Raw genomic sequence first — 20,042 nt, 5'->3', positions numbered from 1 at the left:
TCGCGTGCGAACGGCTCTGGTCCGTGGCGTACTCCCCGCGGCTATCGCGCTGGCACTCGGCACCGCGGTGCTCCTGCCGACGCAAGACGCCCACGCCAAGACTGCCCGCAAGGCCGAAAAGGTACAGAAGGCCGAAAGCACGCAGCCGACCGACGCGTCGACCACCGCCGGTGCCGGCAGTTCCAACGACATCTCGACCTCGCCCGCAGGCGTGGTCGGCCGCCCGACGGTCAATCCGCCGGCGCCTCCCGGTGCGCAGCGCACCTACGCCGTTTCGCTGAAGCAGCTGGGTGCGGGTTATCCGCTGCAGCTGCGCGGCGTGCAGGGCCAGGGCGGCGTGCCCTTCAGCGTGCGGGCCGACGAAGTCGTCGTGTCGGCCAAGTTGAAGCTCAAATACGCCTATTCGCCGGCGCTGCTGTCGAACATCTCGCACATCAACGTGCGGGTGAACCAGGAAGTCGCCCAGACCATCGCCGTGCCGCGCGAAAAGGCCGGCACCGACCTGGAGACCGAGGTCAACATCCCCGTGCGGATGATCACCGACTTCAACCGGCTCGACCTGGAGCTGATCGGCCACTACACCCTGGACTGCGAAGACCCGACGCACACCAGCCTGTGGGCCAGCATCGCCAACCAGAGCGTGCTCGAACTCACCGTGGCGCCGATCGCGCTGCCGGACGACCTGAACCTGCTGCCCGCACCGTTCTTCGACCGCCGCGACGTGCGCGGCCTGAAGCTGCCTTTCGTGTTCGTCGGCAATGCCGAACCGGCCACGCTGGAAGCAGCGGGCACCGTCGCCTCGTGGTTCGGCTCGCTGGCCGGCTACCGCACCGCCAAGTTCCCGGCCATGCCCGACGGCATCCCTGAAAAAGGCGCCGCTGTGGTCTTCATGACCGGCAACACCGGCATTCCGGGCGTCGAGCTGCCGGTGCCCACCGGCCCGTCCGTGGCCATGGTCACCAATCCGCGCGATCCGGTCTCCAAGCTGCTGGTCGTGATGGGCCGCAATGCCGCCGACCTGAAGGTGGCCGCCAATGTGCTGGCCGTCGGTGGCAACACGCTGTCGGGCCGCGTGGCCCAGGTGCAACCGCTGAAGGACATCGCACCCCGCAAGCCCTACGACGCTCCGTCGTGGCTGCGCAGCGACCGCCCGGTGCGTTTCGGTGAAATCGCCGACCAGCGCACGCTGAACGTCTCGGGCTACACCCCCGACCTGGTCCGCCTGGACTTCCGTGTGCCGCCAGACCTGTTCGGCTGGCGCGAGAAGGGCGTGCCGGTCGACCTGCGCTACCGCTACACGCCGCGTCCGACCACTGACAAGTCTTCGCTGAACATCAACGTCAACGAGCAGTTCCTGCGGTCGTACCCGCTGCTCGCGGTCGAACGGGGCGTGCCGGCCGCACTGAGCGCGCTGCTGCCTTCGACCGAGGACGGCACCGTGATGGCGCGTGAACAACTTCGTGTGCCGATGTTCATGCTGCCTTCGCAGTCGCAGCTGCAGTTCCACTACTACTACGACTACATCAAGCAGGGTTTCTGCAAGGACGTGATGCTCGACAACGTCAAGGGAGCCATCGACGCCGACTCGACCGTCGACATCTCCGGTTTCTCGCATTACCTGGCCATGCCCGACCTGGCAGCTTTCGGCAACGCCGGTTTCCCGTTCACCCGCCTGGCCGACCTGTCCGAAACCGCCGTGGTGCTGCCCGACGGCGCCAACGCCGCCGACCTGACCGCCTACCTCGACGTCATGGGCCTGATGGGCCGTTCCAGTGGCTACCCGGCCACCGGCGTCACCGTGGCGCGCGCGGCCGGTGTCGACACGGTGGGCAACAAGGACCTGCTGGTGTTCGCATCCGGCGCCAACCAGCCCCTGCTGCAGAAGTGGGCCGACACGATTCCGTCGGCCATCACCCCGGCTGCCCGCACCTTCCCGATGTCCGACATGGGCCATCGTTTCCTCGACTGGTGGGACCAGAAGCACCGCCTGAACGCGGAAAACCGGCGCGAGGAAGTCAAGTTCGTCAGCGATGGTTCCGAAGGCGTGATTTCCGGTTTCGAGTCGCCGCTGACCGGTGGCCGCAGCGTGGTGCTGATCTCGGCCAACAGCCCGGAAAGCCTGGGCACCACCGTCGATGCGCTGATGGATCCGGACCTGGTCAAGCATGTGCAGGGCAGCGTCGCCGCCGTGCGTGGCGACCAGGTCGCCAGCCTGGTGGCCGAGCAGACCTACCACGTCGGCCGCCTGGGCCCGCTGACCCATCTGCAGTACTTCCTCGCCAACAATCCGCTGCTGTTGGTGCTGGTCGGCCTGCTGAGTGCGGCACTGCTGGCGATCGTGATCTACGTGGTGCTGCGCGCCCGGGCCCGCAACCGCCTGGTGTCCTGAGGCCATGACCTGACCCGCCGTGTTCCAGCAACGCGGCGGGTCGCTTTTTTTCAGCGTCTCTTGCGAGAAGCAAATGCATCCACCCCGTAGCCGCACCTTCGTTCTGTGCCTGTTGAGCGCCCTGGCAGCGATGCCTGCAATGGCCGCGAACAAACGCAACGCGCAGCAGGCGAAAGAAGCCACCGCGCTTCTCTCCCGCCAACCTGTGACCGATTTTTCGGGCAATCCGCAGGACGCCCGACGGGCACTCGAACAACGTGTGCTCGAACAGCCCGGCGACATGCGTTCGCGCCTGGCGCTGGCACAGATGCTGTCGTCTCAGCAGGACACCCTGCGCAGCGGCATCGTGCAGCTGTCGCAACTGGCATCCGACCCCACCGTCGGTCGCGAAGCCATCGGCAGCTGGCGTGCCGCGCTCGGCTGGGCCCAGCCGGAGGCTGACGACATTCCGCTGTACCAGGCCTACCTGCGCCTGCGCCCCAACGACACCGCCGTGCGCAACCGCCTGGCGGAAATCCAGCGCAACGTGCCGGCCGCGGCTGCGGCGCCGGTCGCCGGCGTAACGGCCCCCGGGACCGCCCCGGTGCCGCTGACCGGCACCGCCTACCTGCCGGCAGCGGTGTTGCCGGTCGATAAGGCCACGACCGCTACCGCCACCGCCGCAGCGCCCGCAGGCGCCGCAACGGCGACCGACTTTGTCATCCCGGCCCCGGTGCTGACGCCGGCGCCCGCGGTCGACAGCACCACGCCGCGTGCCTTCCTGCCGACCGCAGCGCCGGCGCCCGACAGCCGGGCGATGACAGCCGCATCCGCAACCGACTACACCTATTCGCCTCGCGGCAACAAGCTGCTCAACGAAAGCCCGGCACAGGTCCAGTTGCGCAACCTGCAGGGCGAAATCTCCGACATCCAGGCCCAGCGCGGCGTCCCCGAGGTGTCGGTCGGTGTGGTGGTGCGTTCGCGTTCCGGCGAGAAGGGCACCAGTTCGCTGACCGACACCGAAGTGCCGATGCGCCTGCGCATGGATCTCGGCGACGGCACGCTGACCGCGCATGTCACGCCGGTCGCGCTGCATACCGGCACCATCGACACGTCGTTCAACAGCATCAGCCGTTTCGGTGGCGGCCCGGTGGTCGCGACCGCGCAGCCCGGCGCGTCGGCCGGCACCCAGAACCAATCCGGCGTCGGCGTCGGCGTGGGCTATGAGCAGGGCAACCTGGCAGTCGACATCGGCACCACGCCCATGGGTTTCCGCTACACGGACATCAACGGCGGCGTGCGTTACCGCATGCCGGTGAACGAAGAGCTCAGCTTCACCATGAACCTGTCGCGCCGCGCGATGAACGACAGCGTGCTGTCTTTCGCCGGCGCCCGCGATGCCCGCACCGGCCAGGAATGGGGCGGTGTCTCGGCCAACGGCGGCCGACTGGACGCCACCTACGACCGCGGCACCTATGGTGTCTACGGCTACGCCGGCCTGGCCCGGCTGCTCGGACACGACGTCGCGACCAACACGCGCGGCGAATATGGCGCCGGCGTCTACTGGCGCCTGATCAGGCAGCCCGACACCACCCTGACCGCCGGCCTGGCGCTGAGCGGCATGGCCTTCGACAAGAACCTGGGCTACTACACCTTCGGCCAGGGCGGCTACTTCAGCCCGCAGCAATTCGTGTCGCTCGGCATTCCGGTCGAATGGGCGCAGCGTACCGGCCGGCTGTCGTACCAGGTCAAGGGTTCGCTGGGTGTGCAGCACCTGCGCCAGGACGCATCCGACTACTTCCCGACCGACGCCGGCCAGCAGGCCGCCGCCGGCACCACCTATGCCGCGCAGAGCAAGACCGGCCTCGGGTACGGCCTGTCCGCCGCACTCGAATACCAGCTGGAACCGCAGTGGTTCCTGGGCGGCCGCCTCGGCATCGACAACTCGCGCGACTACCGCCAGTACGCCGGCAGCCTGTACGTGCGTTACGCCTTCCGTCCGCACGAGGGCCCGCAGGTCATGCCGGTCAACCCGGTTCGTTCCCCGTATGGGAGCTGACCGGCCGTGATGCGTCGTGACTGTCTTGCGCTGCTGTCTGCCGCCGCCACCGCGCCGGCCTGGGCAGCGCCCGACTGCACGGCGCCTTGGCCGCTGTGGAAGGCGTTCGTCAGCTTCTTCGTGCAGGCCGACGGCCGTGTGATCGACGCCAGCACGCCGCAGAAACACAGCTCTTCCGAAGGACAGTCCTACGGCATGTTGTTTGCGCTGATCGCCAACGACCGGCCGCGTTTCGACAGCCTCTGGCGCTGGACCGTCAGCAACCTGATGGGCGGCCAGGTGCAGGGCCGCCTGCCGGCCTGGTTCTGGGGCCTGGCACCGGACAACACCTGGCGTGTGCTGGACACCAATTCGGCCTCCGACGCCGACCTGTGGTTCACCTATTCGCTGCTGGAGGCCGCACGCCTCTGGAAAGAGCCGGCCTACGAACGTGACGCCCGCCTGCTGCTGGCCGAGGTCGAGAAACGCGAGATCGCCAACGTGCCCGGCCTGGGTCCGATGCTGCTGCCCGGTGAACTGGGCTTCGTGCACCACAACCCCGAGCGCTGGACCTTCAACCCCAGCTACCAGCCGCCGCCGGTGCTGCGCCGCCTGGTGTCCGCATCGCCACTGGGGCCGTGGGGTGCCGTGGCGCGCAACACCGCGACGCTGTACGAGAACATCACCCGGCCGTCGGGCTTCGCGCCCGACTGGACCGCCTTCACGCTCGACGACACCGGCAAGGGCAGCTTCGGCATCCACCCCGAAAAGGGCGATGTCGGCAGCTACGACGCGATCCGCACCTACCTGTGGGCCGGCATCACGCATCCGTCCGACGCCCTGTCTGCACCGCTGCGCTCGCAACTCGCCGGCCAGCTGAAGGCGACCGTCGCCAACGGCCAGCCGCCCGAATCCGTCGCCGTCTCGACCGGCGTGCCGAAGGGCACCGGCCCCTTCGGTTTCTCCGCAGCCATGCTGCCCATGCTGCGAGCCGCAGGCGCCACCAGGGCGCTGGAAATCCAGCGCCAGCGGGTGATCGACGGTCTCCAGCAAGCGCTGCTGCCGCAGAACTCACAGCAACGCCAGCCGCCGTACTACGACGTCGTGCTCTCGCTGTTCGGCCAGGGATGGCTGGATGGGCGCTATCAATTCACCCGATCCGGCGCACTCGAGCCGGCCTGGACAAAGCCATGCAGAGCCACACCCGTTCACTGATCGCCGCTGCCGCGGTTTCCCTGCTGATGTCCGCGCATGGCGTGGCATCGGCGCAGGCGGCGCCGCCGCCGCAATCGGAGGCCGCCATATCGGCGCTTGTCCAGCAGGGCCGCTACTGGCAGGCCCGCCAGGCCGACCGCGCGACCGAAGCCTGGAAGAAACTGCTGTCGATCGACGCCAACAACGCCGAGGCACTGGCCGGTCTCGGCCGCCTGGCGGTCATCGCCAAAAAACCGGCCGAAGCCCGCAGCTACCTGGACCGGCTGCGCGCGGCCCATCCCGACAGCCCGCAACTCGCCACGCTCGAGATGGACATCGACACCGGTTCGGCGACCGGCCAGGCCGAGCTGGACGATGCCCGCCTGCTGGTGCGCCAGAAACGCATGGAAGACGCGGTCGCCAAATACAAGTCCCTGTTCAAGGGCCGCGAGCCGGTCGGCCCGCTGGCGGTGGAGTACTACTCGGTGCTGGGTTATTCGACCGGCGGGCGCGACGAGGCGATCGCCGGCCTGCAACGCATCCTGCGGACTTCGCCGAACGATACCCAGGCCCGCACCAGCCTGGCCGGCATGCGCCTGCTGACCGAAAAGACCCGGCTCGAAGCCATGCGCATCCTGCTGGCCGAATCCCGCAAGCCCGACGGCGGCGCCGCCGGCGAACAGCTGCGCCAGTCCATGGGCTGGCTGGGTTCTCCGCCACCCGCCGCCTACCAGCCGATCTTCCGCGAATACCTGGCAGCCAACCCGGACGACACCGAACTGCGCGAACAGCTGGCCGGCCGGGGGCCCAAGCTCCCCGGACAGGGCGTTGGGCGCACAGGTTCTGCGCGTGGCGGTCAGAACGCGCGGTCGGCCGTCGCCGTCGAGAAGAAGCTGGCACCGGAAGCCCTGCACACCGCCGACGGTTATGCGCTGGTACGCAACAACAAATACGCCGAGGCGGACGCCGAGTTCACTGAAGCCATCCGCATCAACCCGCGTTATGCCGACGCGGTGGGCGGCCTGGGCCTGCTGCGTTTCAAGCAGGAGCGTTTCTCGGAAGCCAAGGTCCTGCTGAAGCGGGTGTATGACCTGGACGGGCAGGAAGGCTGGAAGATCCTGCTCGACACCGTGACCTACTGGGAACTGCTGGGCCAGGCCGAAACCGCCCGCAGCGCCGGCCGCTTCGACGAGGCCGAGCGCCTGCTCAAGCAGGCGCTCACGATCAAGCTCGAGGAAGAAGACAGCAACGCCGAGAACCGCCTGGCCAGTCTTTACAACGACATGGACCGGCCGGAAGAGGCGGAACGCATCTACCGCAAGGTGCTGCAGCGTGAGCCCGACGACATGCAGGCGCTGAGCGGACTGGTCGGCACCCTGTCGAAGACCGGCCGGCCCGACGAGGCGCTGGCCATGATCGACGACATGTCGGCCGAACAGCGCGCCAGCCTGGACGTCGCCCGGCTGCGTGCCGAAGTGGCGCTGGCCGAAGGCCGGACCTTCGCGGCGCAGGGGCAGGACCCTAATGCCCGGCAGAAATTCCAGCAGGCGGTCGAGCTGCAGCCCGACAACGGCTGGATGAACCTCGAACTGGCGCGCCTTGAATTGCGCAACGGCGCCCGTTCCAGCGGCAGCCGGCAGATGGAGTCCCTGCTGGAGCGCAAGCCGAAAGACGTCAACGTGCTCTACACCACCGCCCTGTTCCGCGGCGATGTACGCGACTGGGCGGGTGTTCTGGAACTGCTGGAGCGCATTCCGCCGGCCGACCGCACCAGGGCCCACGCCACCCTGCAGCGCGCCGCCGCGGTGCATGTGCAGACCGATCAGGCGCTGGCACTGGCCCACGACGGCCGGCGCGCCGATGCAGACGCCCTGCTGGCGCAGGCGGCCTCGCGGGTGGGCGACGACGCCGACCTGCTGGGGATCGTGGCGCAGGGTCATGTGGACATGGGCGACTTCACCCGCGCCCGTGAACTGCTGCGCGGTGCCATCGAGCGCTCGGCACGCAACCCGGCCGACAGCGCCAACACCATCGCCCTGCAGCTGCGTTATGGCAGCGTGCTGCTGGCCGTCGAAGACGACCGCGGCCTGGCCGACGTGCTCCGACAACTGCAGGCCCGTTCGCAGGCCAGCCCGCTGGTGGGCGACCAGTTGACCCGTTACCAGGCACTGCGCACCGCTTATATCGGCCGGCAGGCCGAAGCCCTGCGCAAGCAAAAACGGCTGCCCGAAGCCTATGAAGTGCTGCGGCCCGCACTTGCCGCGTCGCCGAAGGACCCGGTGCTGCTGGGTGTTCTGGCCCGCATGTACGACGACGCCGGCCAGCATCAGCAGGCGCGTGCCATCTACCGCGACATGCTGGCCCGCAACCCGGACGACGTGAACACCCTGGTGGGCGCCGCCGGCTTGTCCACCCTGCAGCGCGACTACGGCAGCGCCGACGAGCTCCTCGGCCGGGCGGAAACGCTGGCACCTCAGAACCCCGACGTGCTGGCGGGCCGCGGCCGCCTGCTGCGCGCCCAGGGCAAACCGGGCCAGGCCGTGGCCTACCTGACCAGGGCGGCAGAGGCCGTGAAGGCACGCGACCCGGTGCTGAGCGCGCCACCGCCGGAGCGCCCGCAATCGACCGGCACGGCCCCCGTGTCAGCAGACAACCCTTTCGCAGCATCGGCTCGTTCGGTACGATCCACTGAAACACCGGACACGTCCGGTTTCGGATTGCCACCTGCGCGCACCACGCGCTGAAACGAACTGAAGGATCCCCATGCTCGCCACCCTCGCCGGACTCAGCATTCTCATCATCGGCGACAGCCACATGTCCAATGCCGGCTACCTGGTCGACAGCCTGCACGTCCCGCTGGTGCAGGCCGGTGCCAAGGTGCACAGCCTGGGCGTCTGCGGCTCGGTGCCGGGCGACTGGACCAAGGTCGTGCAGAGCCATTGCGGCGGTGCCGACCGGGTGAACGAAGGCCCCATCACCTTCATCGGCGCGGCCGCTGCCACCGTGCCGGTCAAGGAGGTGATCGCCAAGGAAAAGATCGACCTCATCATCGTGGTGCAGGGCGACACCATCGGCGGCTACAAGCAGTCGCCGTACCCGCGCGCCTGGGCCTACCAGCAGGTGTCGGCCCTGACCAAGGACATCGCGTCCTCCGGCGCCGCCTGCGCCTGGATCGGACCGGCCTGGGGCACCGAAGGCGGCAAGTTCGGCAAGACGTTCGAAGGCGTCAAGACGGTCAACACCTTCCTGTCGAGCAACGTCGCGCCTTGCACCTATATCGACTCGACCACCTTCTCGAAGCCCGGCGCATGGCGCACGGTGGACGGCCAGCATTTCACCGATTCAGGCTACAAGTCCTGGGGCACCGCCATCGTCAAGGCCCTCCAGGAAGCTCCCGACCTGAACAAGAAGAAATGAAAAAGCTCGCCCTGATCGCGTTGGCGGCCACCGGCTGCGTAACCGCCCAAGCTGCCGGCACCGCGCTCTACGACACAGGCCCCGGACAGGACGCCGCATTCGTGCGTTTCGTCAACGCCACCGAGCAGCCGCTGGAAGTGGTGTCCGGCAAGGCCCGGCTGCCGCTGCCGTTGAGCGCGCCGGTATCCGAATACCTGTCGGTCAAACCCAATACCGACATCGGCGGCAAGCTCGAAGGCGGCGGCCAGACCGGCAAGGTCAGCGTCAAGACCAAACCCGGCGCCTTCTCGACCCTGGTCGCACTGCCGGGCCCAGGCGGCAAGGGCATCTCGACGGCGGTGATCAGCGAATCGCCGGACGACTTCAACGCACTCAAGTCGGCTGTCGCCTTCTACAACTTCGACAACGGATGCAAGGCCGCCGGACTGGAAACGGCCGGCAAGGCGGTTTCCATGTTCAAGGGCGTGGCTGAAAAGACGGTGCAGCGGCGCATGGTGAACCCCATCGCACTCGCCGTGCAGCCCACCTGCGAAGGCAAGCCGCGCGGCGCTCCGGTGGACCTGGGCACGTTGAAGGCCGGCGAACGCTACAGCCTGCTGCTGGTGCCGACCGCGCCGGGCGTATCCAAACTCGTATTCACCGCCGACAGCATCGCGCGCTGACGCGCGTTTCCATCCGCAGGCGCCCGCGGCGCTGGACTCCATCGCCCATGGTCTTTGCATCGCTCGAATTCCTGCTGCTGTTCTTCCCGCTGTTCCTGATCGCCTATGCGCTCACACCGAACAGCCTGCGCAACGGGACGCTGCTGGCGGGCAGCTGGATCTTCTACGGATGGTGGAGCCCGCCCTATCTGCTGATGCTGGTCGGGCTGACCGCCCTGACCTGGGGCGGCGGCCTGGTGATCGCGGCGACTGCCGACAAACGCCGGCAACGCATCCAGCTCACCGTGCTGATCGTCGTCATGGCCGGCCTGCTGGGCTGGTTCAAGTACGCCAACATCGTCGTCGAGACCCTCAACACTGCACTCGGCCATGCCGGCGCCATGCCCATCGCCTGGCAGAAGGTGGTGCTGCCGATCGGCCTGTCGTTCATCGTGCTGCAGGCCATCTCGTATCTGGTCGACGTGTACCGCGGCACGGTGACGGCGCAGCGCAGTTTTGTCGCTTTCGCCGCTTACAAGGCCATGTTCGGCCAGCTGATCGCCGGGCCGATCATCCGCTACGACTGGGTCAAGAAAGAAATCGGAAACCGGCGTTTCGGCTGGGGCGGTTTCGGCGCGGGCGCACGGCGTTTCATGGTCGGCATCAGCATGAAGGTGCTGGTGGCCGACACCCTGGCGCCCATCGCCGACCTGGCCTTCTCGCAGGCGCGGCCGGGTTTCGCGGATGCCTGGATCGGTTGCGCCGCCTATACCCTGCAGCTGTTTTTCGACTTCGCCGGCTACAGCGCGATGGCCATAGGCATCGCGCTGATGCTGGGCTTCCATTTTCCGGAGAACTTCAACCATCCCTACCTGGCGCGCAGCATCCAGGACTTCTGGCGGCGCTGGCACCTGTCGCTGTCCAGCTGGATCCGCGACTACCTCTACATCCCGCTGGGCGGCAACCGGGTCGGCCCGTTGCGCACCTACGTGAACCTGCTGCTCACCATGGCCATCGCCGGCCTGTGGCACGGCGGGGACAGCTGGAACTATCTGCTCTGGGGCATCGCCCACGGCGCGGCCCTGTGCTGTGCGCGGGTCTACAGCGCCGGCGGCCGGCACATGCCGCAGGTGCCGGCCCGGGTGCTGACCCTGCTCTTCGTGATGCTGGCCTGGACCCTGTTCCGCGCCCACGACTTCGACAGCGCGCTGAACATGCTGTCCGGCCAGTTCGGCCTGCACGGCGGTTTCGAATTCGGCGATGCCCTGCTGGCCGGACTGCGCACTTCGCACCTGCTGGCTTTTGCGCTGGGCGTGGCCTGCGTGGTGTGGCCGGCGCTGGCTCCGCAACTGGCGGAACGCGCCGGGCCGCGCCTGGCCGCCATCGGTGCACTCTGGCCAGTGCCGGCTTTCCTGCTGTCCTTCGCACTCATCGCCAGCCGAGGCGCGGTGCCTTTCCTGTACTTCCAGTTCTGAGGCAGTGCCACCATGACCGCACCGTCCGCCGCCAACGCCGCCCCGCCCATCGAAGCGTCCCATCCGCGCAGCCTGGCATCCCGCGTGTCGGGTGCGGTCCTGTTGGTGTTCATGGCCGCCGGCCTCGTCACGACCGCGGTAGCGGTCGCGACCGACCGGCTGGACCTGGCGCCGCATCCGCTGACAAAAGAAGCCTTTCTGGACGGCGCCAGCATGCGCGACATGGCTTCTGCGCTGGCCGACGCGCCCATGGCCAGCCGCTCGGCGACGCTGGAGCGCCAGGGCAGCTGGCTGGCCATCGGCGACCTGGGTCCGCAGGTGCGGCAGGGCTGCACCGGCTGGCTGTTCCTGGCCGAGGAACTCGCACCGCAGAAGGACGCCATCGCGCAGCAGACGGCACGTGCCCGGGCGGTCGTCGGGATCCGCGACCAGTTGCGCCAGCGCGGCATCCAGCTGGTCGTGGCCATGGTGCCCGACAAGAGCCGCGTCGATACACGACAACTCTGCGCCCTGAACCGTCCGCCTGTGTTCGAGAACCGGCTGCGCGCCTGGATCAGCCGCCTGAAGGCATCCGATGTGGCCGTGATCGACACCACACCGGCGCTGCAGGCCCTGCAGGAACGCGGCACCGAGCCCTTTCTGCGCACCGACACTCACTGGAACGAAGCCGGCGCCGCTGCCGCAGCACAGGCCGTCGCCGCCGGCATCCGCGCACTGGGCATCGACCCGGAACCCCACCAGGACTACGACATCCAGACTTCGGCTCCCGTGCCGCGGCCCGGCGACCTGGTGCGGCTGGCAGGCATCGACGGCCTGCCGCCGTCCTGGCAGCCGGCGCCGGAACAGGCGGTCGGCAGCATCTTCACGCCCCGCAAGGCACCGGCGGGCGGAGCGGCGGCTTCGGCTGAAGATGAACTGTTCGGCGACCAGAACCTGCCAACCGTGGCGCTGATCGGCACCTCGTTCTCGCGCAATTCGCACTTTTCGGAATTCCTGGCCGCAGCGGTTCAGTCGCCAGTCGCGAGTTTTGCGAAGGATGGCGGCAATTTCTGGGGCTCGGCCGGCGCCTACTTCAGCAGCGATGCCTTCAAGCAGACGCCGCCGAAACTCATCGTCTGGGAGATACCGGAGCGCACCCTGCAGTTGCCGGCGCACGGCGAGCGCTGGTCCCTGCCCTGAACCCGAGCTCGCTGATGAAGAATGGGACGCCGGCTCAGAAGCTGTGGCGCAGGCCGATTTCGTAGCCGGTCACGTTGTTGCCGGCGGCGATGGTCGGGCTGGCCAGCGAAGACGACGAGACCGCCAGGCCGCGCGCCGCAGCACCGTCGTTGCTCACGCGGGCAATGGTGCCGCAGACCTGGGTGCGCTTCGAAAGGTTGTAGCCGTAGCCGATGGCGAACTTCTGCGAATCCGCGTCGTTGACGGTCTTGTTCTTGATGGTGCTGAAAGCAGCACGCAGTTCACCCGCGCCCGGGGGGCGGTGACGCCGATCAGGAACATGTCGATCTTGCGGCCGTTGCCCTTTTCGTTGGCGAACTGCAGCATGGGCTTGACGATGCCGAAGTTGTACGAGCCGCCCGGCGTGGTGCTTTGTGGTTGACTTCGGTGGTGGCGGTGCCGCCGGCAGCATTGCACTGCTTCCGGCGTGCCGGTGGCGGTGGTGGCGCTGCCGATCATGTTGGAGGCACCCACGGCGCCCACGCCGATGTCGTCGCACGGATCAAAGGTTTCGATGTTCAGGCAAGAGGCCACCTTGTCATCGCCGAGGCGCAGTTCGCCCAGGGTCTTGCTGCTCAGGCTGACGGTGGAACGACGTTCGAAACCGAAGCCGGTACCCGAACCGGTGCCGCGGCCGTTGTCGAGCGCCACGCCGCCTTCGAAATGGAATTTCTGTATTTGAAAAGTCAGCCTCATTTCAGAAGGACTGACAGTCATTAGAAAAACCGCCCGTGACACCCTCGGGTAATCCCTAGGTCCCGCTCAGGTTTGTTGTATCTACCTGAACTGCCGCACCGTCGCCTCGATCGGGTCGGGGTTGTCCGAAACAGGGCTGCCGTCCGCATTCACCTGGATGTGCATATGGGTCATGCGCATCGATCCGTAGATGGTCGAGAAGGCCAGGTCCTTCGCGTCGCGGCCGGTGCCCACACGCACCAGTTCTTCCACCGGTGCCAGCGCCGTGGCGTCGAACAGCACCCAGCGCCCGCCCAGCCACACCTCGGTCAGCGCATGGAAGTCCTGCGGCGGCTCGCTGAAATGCACATAACCGACCACAAGCCGCGCCGGGATGTTCAGCGCGCGGCAGAAGGCGATCAGCAGATGGGCGAAATCGCGGCAGACCCCCGCGCGGTCGCGGAACACATCCGCCGCGCTGGTAGTGGCGCCGCTCGTGCCGATGCGGTATTCGATGTTGTCGCGGATCCATTGGCACATGGCGTCCACCCGCTGGTAACCGCGGTTCCATTGGCCGAACAGTTGCTGGACATCGGCACTCAGCGTGTCCGACTCGCAGAAGCGGCTGGGCATCATGTAAGGCATGACGTGGTCGGGGATCTGGCTCACGTCCATCTCCGGCAGGGTCCTGTCGATGGGCGGCCGCAGCATGTCGACCCGCGCGTCGTAGCGGATACGCAGCTTGCCGGGGCCGAAGTCGAAACGGAACAGGCGGTTGCCGGTGCCGGCGTCCCACGACGAACGGATCAGCACCTCGGGGTTGATGGTCAGCTGCTCGCTCGCCACATACTGGTCGGGACTTTGTGCGCACTGGATGTGCATCATGAAGTGGGATGGAGTGTCGATCTCGTATTCGAGGTCGCAGCGCAGTGCGGTAGTGGCGGTCATGTAACCATCATGCAGCCCAATGTCCATCTGTGAGGCAGGCGACAGACGGGCCGAACGGTAGGCGGTAACCGCGCGGCAGCACGGCTGGCGCGGCTCTTCCATAATTTCCGGCTTGGTCCACCCCTTGCGGAGTCATTTTTGAGCCATCTCTTTTCCCCCTGGCAGATCGGCCGGTTGCCCCTCGACAACCGCATCGTCATCGCACCCATGTGCCAGTACTCGGCCGACAACGGCAACGCCACCGACTGGCACATGATCCATCTCGGCCAGCTGGCGTTATCGGGCGCCGGGCTGCTGGTGCTGGAAGCCACCGCGGTGGTCGAGGAAGGCCGCATCACGCCGCGCGACCTGGGTCTCTATTCCGACGACAACGAGGCCGCGCTGGCGCGGGTGCTGGCAGCGGCGCGCGCCTACGCACCCATCAAGATCGCGGTGCAACTGGCGCATGCGGGCCGCAAGGCGTCGAGCCAGGCGCCCTGGGAAGGCGGCAAGCAGATTCCGCTGGGTGAGCCGGGCAGCTGGCAGGCGGTTGCGCCGTCCGCCGTACCGCACGGCGAAGGAGAAGACGCGCCGTTGGCCCTGGATGGCGCAGGCCTCCAACGGGTTCGCGACGGCTTCGTGCAGGCCGCGCAACGGGCTGCACGCCTCGGCCTGGACGGCATCGAACTGCACGCTGCGCACGGCTACCTGCTGCATCAGTTCCTGTCGCCCCTGGCCAACCAGCGCACCGACGCCTACGGCGGCAGCCTGGAGAACAGGATGCGTTTCCCGCTGGAGATCTACGACGCTGTGCGCGCGGCGTTCCCGGCCGAAAAGCCGGTCTGGCTACGGGTGTCCGCCACCGACTGGGTCGAGGGTGGCTGGGACCTGGACAGCACCGTGGCGCTTGCCAAGGCGCTGAAGAACCGGGGCTGCGAGGCGATCCATGTGTCCACCGGCGGTGTTTCGCCGCTGCAGAAGATCGCGCTGGGGCCCAACTACCAGGTGCCGCATGCCCGACGGGTGAAGGCCGAATCCGGTCTGGCGACCATCGCGGTGGGTCTGATCACCGAGGCAGCGCAGGCCGAGGCCATCGTCGCGGATGGCGAGGCCGATGCCGTGGGTCTGGCGCGGGCCATGTTGTACGACCCGCGGTGGCCCTGGCATGCGGCTGCGGAGCTGGGGGCTCAGGTTTCCGCGCCGCCGCAGTACTGGAGGTCGCAGCCGTCACGGTTCAAGGATCTGTTCAAGGGGTCGCGGACCGGGCAGCGGTGATGCGTTTTTGCCGCGACGGCCAGAACCGGAAACTCAGCTCAGGACAACACTGCTCAAGCGCCGCCGGTAGGTCGCAACCACCGGATCCTCCGGAGGCACCTGCCCATCCGCCACCTTCACCGCCGGCGGCTGGATGATCTCCAGGATGGCGATGTAGGTCTTGCGGGCCAGCTCATCGTTCCAGCCCTTGTCACGCATCAGGATTTCGAGCAGTTCGTCCATCGCAGCAGTCCACGACTGCTGCGCCATCAACACCTGGGCCCGCCCGAAACGCGACTCGAAGTCACGACGATTGGACGCGATGGCGGCATCCAGCGCAGCAGGATCGGCCGACAGGGCGAAGTCGTCCGCCTTCATCCAGCGCTGCAGCGCACCCAGCCGGCGATCCAGCCCGGCCTTGGCAATGACCGGCGCAAAAGCCACCTTGGCGTCGTCGCTGCGGCCCAGCGACATCAGCAGCTTCACATAGTCGAAACGGGCCTCGTCGTTGGCCGGATCGGTGACCACGGCTTCCTGCAGTTTCTCCAGCCGCGCGTCGGGGGTTTCCTCGACCGGTGCAGCCGCGTCTTCTTCCCCCAGGACCTCGGGTTGGGCCTCGGCCGCCTCGGGTACATGCTTGTCGAGAAACTCCCGGACCTGACCTTCCGGCAGCGCGCCCATGAAGCCATCCACCGGCTGGCCATCGATCAGCAGGACGCAGGTCGGAATGCTGCGGATGCCGAAGGCGGCGGCCAGCTGCTGCTCCTGGTCGGAATCGATCTTGACCAGTTTGAAACGGCCTTCGTAATCGGCCTCGAGCTTCTCGAGGACCGGGCCGAGCGACTTGCACGGGCCGCACCAGGGGGCCCAGAAGTCGACCAGCACGGGGACGCCCTGGGAGGCGGCGATGACTTCGGTTTCGAAGTTTTCTACGGTGACGTCGATCATCGTTTTTAGATGCGGATTCAAAAGCCGGATTCAAGCACGATTCCCGACTGCGGAACCATGCGTGAAGCAGCCCGGTAAAATCCCGCGCTCTCTCTAGGAGCACAGGCAATGGTGATGGGTCCGGTTCAGGTCGGTGTGGTGATGGGTTCCAACAGCGACTGGGACACCATGGCGCAGGCCACACAAATTCTTCAGCAGTTCGGCATCGCATACGAAGCCCGCGTGGTTTCGGCACACCGCATGCCGGACGACATGTTCGCCTACGCCGAAACGGCGGCGGATCGCGGCCTGCGGGCCATCATCGCGGGTGCCGGCGGCGCCGCCCACCTGCCGGGCATGCTGGCCGCCAAGACCACCGTTCCGGTGCTGGGCGTGCCGGTGGCCAGCCGCCATCTGCAGGGCGTCGATTCGCTGCACAGCATCGTGCAGATGCCCAAGGGAATCCCGGTCGCAACCTTCGCCATCGGCAATGCGGGTGCGGCCAATGCGGCCCTGTTCGCGGTGGCGCTGCTGGCCGGCACCGAGCCCGAGCTGCGCAAGAAACTGGAAGCCTTCCGCGCCGAGCAGACCGAAGTGGCACGCAACATGGCGCTGCCCGATACCGGCAACGTCGCATGAGCGAAATCGGCCAAGAGAGCATCCTGCCGGGCGCCACGCTGGGTGTGCTGGGTGGCGGTCAGCTGGGCCGCATGTTCGTGCATGCCGCGCAGTCGATGGGCTACTTCACCGCGGTGCTGGACCCCGACGCCGAAAGCCCGGCCGGCCGGGTCAGCCACCACCAGGTGAAGACTGCCTACGACGACCCGGAAGGCCTGGCCGAACTGGCCAAGCTGTGCGCCGCCGTGACCACCGAATTCGAGAACGTGCCCGCACCTTCGCTGGCCCTGCTGGCGCAGAACCTGCCGGTGTCGCCGGCCTCGCATGCGGTGGGCATAGCCCAGGACCGCGCGGCCGAAAAGGCCCATTTCGTGTCCTGCGGCGTGCCCTGTGCGCCTTATGCGGTGATCGAGACGGCCGGGCAACTGGCTGCCGTCGACACGTCCCTGCTGCCGGGCATCCTGAAGACATCCCGCATGGGTTACGACGGCAAGGGCCAGGTGCGGGTGGCCGATGCCGCTGCGCTGGCTGCGGCCTGGCAGTCGCTGGGCGGCGTGCCTTGCGTGCTCGAAAAAATGCTGCCGCTGGCCGCGGAATGCTCGGTGGTGCTCGCGCGCGGGCACGACGGCGCCTTCGTCCATTTTCCGGTGCAGCTCAACCTGCATCGCGAGGGCATCCTGGCGGTGACCGAGGCCTACCCCGGCAACATCGATGCGACCCTGGCGACCCAGGCCGTGCAGGCCGCCGGCGCGATTGCCGACGGGCTCGGATATGTCGGTGTGCTGTGCGTCGAATTCTTCGTGCTGGCCGACGGCAGCCTGGTGGTCAACGAGATCGCCCCGCGCCCTCACAACAGCGGCCACTACACCATCGACGCCTGCGACAGCTCGCAGTTCACACTGCAGGTGCGCAGCCTGTGCCGCCTGCCGCTGGTGCAGCCGCGCCAACACAGCGCGGCGGTCATGCTGAATCTGCTCGGCGACCTGTGGTTCGATGCCGCCGGCACGCAACGTACGCCCGCCTGGGAGCAGGTGCTGGCGCTGCCGGGTGCCCACCTGCACCTGTACGGCAAACGGGATGCCAAACCCGGTCGGAAGATGGGTCATCTGACCTTCACCGCAACCGACGCCGCCGGCGCGCGCGAAGCCGCCCTGGCCGCCTGCGCGCTGCTGGGCATCGCGGCCTTCTGAGCACCATGGTCCTCGACGGAAACGCCCCCGCCGCCGTGGCCCGCGCCGCCCGCGTGCTGGCCGACGGCGGGCTGCTGGGCCTGCCGACCGAAACCGTCTATGGCCTCGCGGCAAATGCCGACGACGCCGTTGCGGTGGCCGGCATCTTCCGCGCCAAGGGCCGGCCCAGCGACCATCCGCTGATCGTGCACCTGGCACCGCCCGCACGTGCCGGCGAGCTGCCCGAAGCGCTGCATCACTACGCAGCATCGCTGCCGGCTTTTGCCGAACGCCTGGCGCGTGCCTTCTGGCCGGGCCCGCTGACCCTCATCCTCCCGCGCCGCGCCGGAAACGCCGCCGCGGCTGCCGGCGGCCAGGACTCGATCGGCCTGCGCTGCCCCTCGCATCCGGTATGCCAGGCGGTGCTGACCGCCTGCATGCCGCTGGGGGTGCTGGGCGTTGCGGCACCCAGCGCCAACCAGTTCGGCCGCGTCAGCCCCACCACCGCGGCCCACGTCGCGGGCGAATTCGGCCCCGAACTGATCGTGCTGGACGGCGGCCCCTGCGAAGTGGGCATCGAATCGACCATCGTCGATTGCAGCCGCAGCCTGCCGGTGCTGCTGCGGCCGGGTGTCATCACCGCCGCCCAGATAGAGACCGCCTGCGGCCAGGCCGTGCTGTCGCCGGAGGCGATGGAAAGCGCCGCACCGCGCGCATCGGGCACCCTCGAATCGCACTACGCGCCGCGTGCGGCCGTGCGGCTGATGGACGCTGAATCGCTGCAGGCCGCGCTCGACCTGCTGGGTGCCGACGCGGCCCACATCGCCGTCTTCGCCCGCAGCGCCATTCGTCTCCGGTCGTCGCAGGCAGTGCTGCTGCGGCGCATGCCCGACGACGCTGGCGCCACCGCCCACCAGCTGTTCGCCACGCTGCGCGATTTCGACGACCGTGGTGTGCGCCTGATCTGGATCGAGACCCTGCCGCCGGACCCTGCCTGGGACGGCGTACGCGATCGCCTTCAGCGTGCAGCGGCCTAGGAACCGCACTACAAAACCAACGTGATACCGGCGGTGACGGACCGCCTCGGTACACTCCCACCCCATTTCAGACGGAGATTTTCATGACTGTTTCCTGGTTGCGCCGCACCGCCGTACTGGCGGTAGCCTGTGCATCGGCCGCCCTGATGGCCGCCTGCGGTTCGGGCTCGGTCGATTCCGCCATCAGCCCGACACGATTCGTCGTCTTCGGCGATGGTTTCAGCGACGTCGGCCAGACCGGCTCGCGCTACACCGTCAACGACGGCTCGGTGAACATCTGGGCATCGCAACTGGCATCGCGTTACGGCGTGACCATCACGGCGGCCTCGGCCGGCGGCAGCGGTTATGCCGTGGGCAATGCCCGCGTCACGCTGCACCCGGATGCCGCCGGTGTCGCAAGCACGCCGACCGTGACCGAACAGATCAGCACCTTCCTGGCCGCGGGCAACCCGTTGGCAAGCGATCTGGTGATGGTGGGCGGCGGTACTTCCGACATCCTGGCCGGCTTCGCCACCTACCGCGCGGCCATCGCCGCCGATTCCTCGGCCGCAGCCGCCACCACAGCGGCGACCGCGTTCAATGCATCCGCCACCCTGGCCGGCACCCAGCTGGCGGCCCAGGTGCGCCGCATGGTCACCGCCGGAGCCAAGTACGTCATGGCAAGCGGAACCTACGACCTGAGCCGTTCGCCGCTGGCCACCGCCACCGGCCTGGGCACCGTTCTCAACAGCGCCAGCACCGCCTTCAACACGGCCCTGCTGCTGGGTATTTCGGACCTGGGTTCCAACGTGCTGTTCGTCGATGCGGCGTTCTACTTCAACAACATCACCGGCGTGCCGAGCAGCTATTCGTTCACAGACTCCACCACGGTGGTCTGCAACTCCGTCGATTCCGGGGCGGGCATCGGCACCGGCAACGGCCAGGTCAATTCGGCTCTGTGCAACAGCGGCACCATCAAGGCCGGCCTGGACCCGACCGTCTACGAGTTCGCCGACAACGTGTACTTCACGCCGCAGGCCAACCGCCTGTTCGGCAACTACGCCTACGACCGCCTGCGCCTGCGTTTTTGAAACCTGACGCCCTT

Annotated in this window: 17 protein-coding genes; 13 read left to right on the top strand and 4 right to left on the bottom strand. The window is 67.7% G+C overall.

Features of this window, described 5'->3' with window-relative positions:
* The first annotated feature begins 4 nt into the window (after nt 1–4).
* From bcsB to AC3ANW_RS21895, 8 genes are all read left to right on the top strand, one after another.
* A complete protein-coding gene (gene bcsB, locus AC3ANW_RS21930) occupies nt 5–2,389 on the top strand; it encodes a cellulose biosynthesis cyclic di-GMP-binding regulatory protein BcsB (protein WP_488342937.1) in 2,385 nt (794 codons plus the stop codon).
* A gap of 73 nt (nt 2,390–2,462) precedes the next feature.
* Nucleotides 2,463–4,427: a cellulose synthase subunit BcsC-related outer membrane protein gene (locus AC3ANW_RS21925; protein ID WP_488342936.1), complete on the top strand. Its 1,965-nt coding sequence runs from the start codon at nt 2,463–2,465 to the stop codon at nt 4,425–4,427.
* Nucleotides 4,428–4,436: 9 nt separating this feature from the next.
* Nucleotides 4,437–5,621, top strand: a complete 1,185-nt coding sequence (bcsZ, locus tag AC3ANW_RS21920) for a cellulose synthase complex periplasmic endoglucanase BcsZ (protein WP_488345488.1) — start codon at nt 4,437–4,439, stop codon at nt 5,619–5,621.
* Entirely contained in the window at nt 5,597–8,344 is a 2,748-nt protein-coding gene (locus tag AC3ANW_RS21915) for a tetratricopeptide repeat protein (RefSeq protein ID WP_488342935.1), read from the top strand. Before bcsZ ends, AC3ANW_RS21915 begins: the two co-directional genes overlap by 25 nt.
* Before the next feature lie 19 nt (nt 8,345–8,363).
* The gene (locus AC3ANW_RS21910) at nt 8,364–9,017 is read left to right on the top strand and encodes an SGNH/GDSL hydrolase family protein (RefSeq protein ID WP_488342934.1); all 654 of its coding nucleotides are present in this window, start codon (nt 8,364–8,366) and stop codon (nt 9,015–9,017) included.
* The gene (locus tag AC3ANW_RS21905; RefSeq protein ID WP_488342933.1) at nt 9,014–9,679 is read left to right on the top strand and encodes an alginate O-acetyltransferase AlgF; all 666 of its coding nucleotides are present in this window, start codon (nt 9,014–9,016) and stop codon (nt 9,677–9,679) included. Before AC3ANW_RS21910 ends, AC3ANW_RS21905 begins: the two co-directional genes overlap by 4 nt.
* 47 nt (nt 9,680–9,726) lie before the next feature.
* On the top strand, nt 9,727–11,133 hold the full coding sequence (locus AC3ANW_RS21900) for an MBOAT family O-acyltransferase (protein ID WP_488342932.1): 1,407 nt from the start codon (nt 9,727–9,729) through the stop codon (nt 11,131–11,133).
* A 12-nt stretch (nt 11,134–11,145) separates the two neighbouring features.
* Nucleotides 11,146–12,312, top strand: coding sequence for an alginate O-acetyltransferase AlgX-related protein (locus AC3ANW_RS21895; protein ID WP_488342931.1), 1,167 nt, complete (start codon nt 11,146–11,148; stop codon nt 12,310–12,312).
* A gap of 34 nt (nt 12,313–12,346) precedes the next feature.
* Here AC3ANW_RS21895 and AC3ANW_RS21890 read toward each other — a convergent pair whose 3' ends face one another.
* From AC3ANW_RS21890 to AC3ANW_RS21880, 3 genes are read right to left on the bottom strand one after another with little or no spacing between them, the layout of a single operon-like run.
* Nucleotides 12,347–12,571 carry a porin gene (locus AC3ANW_RS21890; protein ID WP_488345487.1) on the bottom strand — a complete coding sequence of 75 codons (225 nt, stop codon included), beginning with the start codon at nt 12,569–12,571 and terminating at the stop codon, nt 12,347–12,349.
* On the bottom strand, nt 12,466–13,089 hold the full coding sequence (locus tag AC3ANW_RS21885; RefSeq protein ID WP_488345497.1) for a hypothetical protein: 624 nt from the start codon (nt 13,087–13,089) through the stop codon (nt 12,466–12,468). The genes AC3ANW_RS21890 and AC3ANW_RS21885 overlap by 106 nt, the downstream gene beginning before the upstream one ends.
* Nucleotides 13,090–13,128: 39 nt before the next feature.
* On the bottom strand, nt 13,129–13,974 hold the full coding sequence (locus AC3ANW_RS21880; RefSeq protein WP_488342930.1) for a transglutaminase-like domain-containing protein: 846 nt from the start codon (nt 13,972–13,974) through the stop codon (nt 13,129–13,131).
* 138 nt (nt 13,975–14,112) lie between these two features.
* On the opposite strand from AC3ANW_RS21880, the gene AC3ANW_RS21875 reads away from it, so the two are divergent.
* The gene (locus tag AC3ANW_RS21875) at nt 14,113–15,228 is read left to right on the top strand and encodes an NADH:flavin oxidoreductase/NADH oxidase (RefSeq protein ID WP_488342929.1); all 1,116 of its coding nucleotides are present in this window, start codon (nt 14,113–14,115) and stop codon (nt 15,226–15,228) included.
* A 33-nt stretch (nt 15,229–15,261) separates the two neighbouring features.
* Here the strand turns inward: AC3ANW_RS21875 and trxA are convergent, their stop codons facing one another.
* Nucleotides 15,262–16,155: a thioredoxin gene (trxA, locus tag AC3ANW_RS21870; protein ID WP_488342928.1), complete on the bottom strand. Its 894-nt coding sequence runs from the start codon at nt 16,153–16,155 to the stop codon at nt 15,262–15,264.
* Nucleotides 16,156–16,269: 114 nt separating this feature from the next.
* Between trxA and purE the strand changes: the two genes are divergently transcribed.
* From purE to AC3ANW_RS21850, 4 genes are all read left to right on the top strand, one after another.
* Complete coding sequence (gene purE, locus AC3ANW_RS21865) at nt 16,270–16,773, top strand: 5-(carboxyamino)imidazole ribonucleotide mutase (RefSeq protein ID WP_488342927.1); 504 nt, start codon at nt 16,270–16,272, stop codon at nt 16,771–16,773.
* Nucleotides 16,770–17,942, top strand: a complete 1,173-nt coding sequence (locus tag AC3ANW_RS21860; protein WP_488342926.1) for a 5-(carboxyamino)imidazole ribonucleotide synthase — start codon at nt 16,770–16,772, stop codon at nt 17,940–17,942. Before purE ends, AC3ANW_RS21860 begins: the two co-directional genes overlap by 4 nt.
* A 5-nt stretch (nt 17,943–17,947) precedes the next feature.
* Complete coding sequence (locus AC3ANW_RS21855) at nt 17,948–18,958, top strand: L-threonylcarbamoyladenylate synthase (protein WP_488342925.1); 1,011 nt, start codon at nt 17,948–17,950, stop codon at nt 18,956–18,958.
* Between the two features lie 83 nt (nt 18,959–19,041).
* Entirely contained in the window at nt 19,042–20,028 is a 987-nt protein-coding gene (locus AC3ANW_RS21850) for an SGNH/GDSL hydrolase family protein (RefSeq protein ID WP_488342924.1), read from the top strand.
* The last annotated feature ends 14 nt before the right edge of the window (nt 20,029–20,042 follow it).

This window comes from Xylophilus sp. PBN-3R (assembly GCF_057747805.1).
This window is presented reverse-complemented; position numbering and strand designations above follow the sequence as displayed.

Excerpts from the sequence above, each read along its gene's own strand:
- AC3ANW_RS21925 (WP_488342936.1), top strand. The coding sequence starts at position 2,463 with ATGCATCCACCCCGTAGCCGCACCTTCGTTCTGTGCCTGTTGAGCGCC.
- bcsZ (WP_488345488.1), top strand. The coding sequence starts at position 4,437 with ATGCGTCGTGACTGTCTTGCGCTGCTGTCTGCCGCCGCCACCGCGCCG.
- AC3ANW_RS21915 (WP_488342935.1), top strand. The coding sequence starts at position 5,597 with ATGCAGAGCCACACCCGTTCACTGATCGCCGCTGCCGCGGTTTCCCTG.
- AC3ANW_RS21910 (WP_488342934.1), top strand. The coding sequence starts at position 8,364 with ATGCTCGCCACCCTCGCCGGACTCAGCATTCTCATCATCGGCGACAGC.
- AC3ANW_RS21905 (WP_488342933.1), top strand. The coding sequence starts at position 9,014 with ATGAAAAAGCTCGCCCTGATCGCGTTGGCGGCCACCGGCTGCGTAACC.
- AC3ANW_RS21900 (WP_488342932.1), top strand. The coding sequence starts at position 9,727 with ATGGTCTTTGCATCGCTCGAATTCCTGCTGCTGTTCTTCCCGCTGTTC.
- AC3ANW_RS21895 (WP_488342931.1), top strand. The coding sequence starts at position 11,146 with ATGACCGCACCGTCCGCCGCCAACGCCGCCCCGCCCATCGAAGCGTCC.
- AC3ANW_RS21880 (WP_488342930.1), bottom strand. The coding sequence starts at position 13,974 with ATGACCGCCACTACCGCACTGCGCTGCGACCTCGAATACGAGATCGAC.
- trxA (WP_488342928.1), bottom strand. The coding sequence starts at position 16,155 with ATGATCGACGTCACCGTAGAAAACTTCGAAACCGAAGTCATCGCCGCC.
- purE (WP_488342927.1), top strand. The coding sequence starts at position 16,270 with ATGGGTCCGGTTCAGGTCGGTGTGGTGATGGGTTCCAACAGCGACTGG.
- AC3ANW_RS21860 (WP_488342926.1), top strand. The coding sequence starts at position 16,770 with ATGAGCGAAATCGGCCAAGAGAGCATCCTGCCGGGCGCCACGCTGGGT.
- AC3ANW_RS21855 (WP_488342925.1), top strand. The coding sequence starts at position 17,948 with ATGGTCCTCGACGGAAACGCCCCCGCCGCCGTGGCCCGCGCCGCCCGC.
- AC3ANW_RS21850 (WP_488342924.1), top strand. The coding sequence starts at position 19,042 with ATGACTGTTTCCTGGTTGCGCCGCACCGCCGTACTGGCGGTAGCCTGT.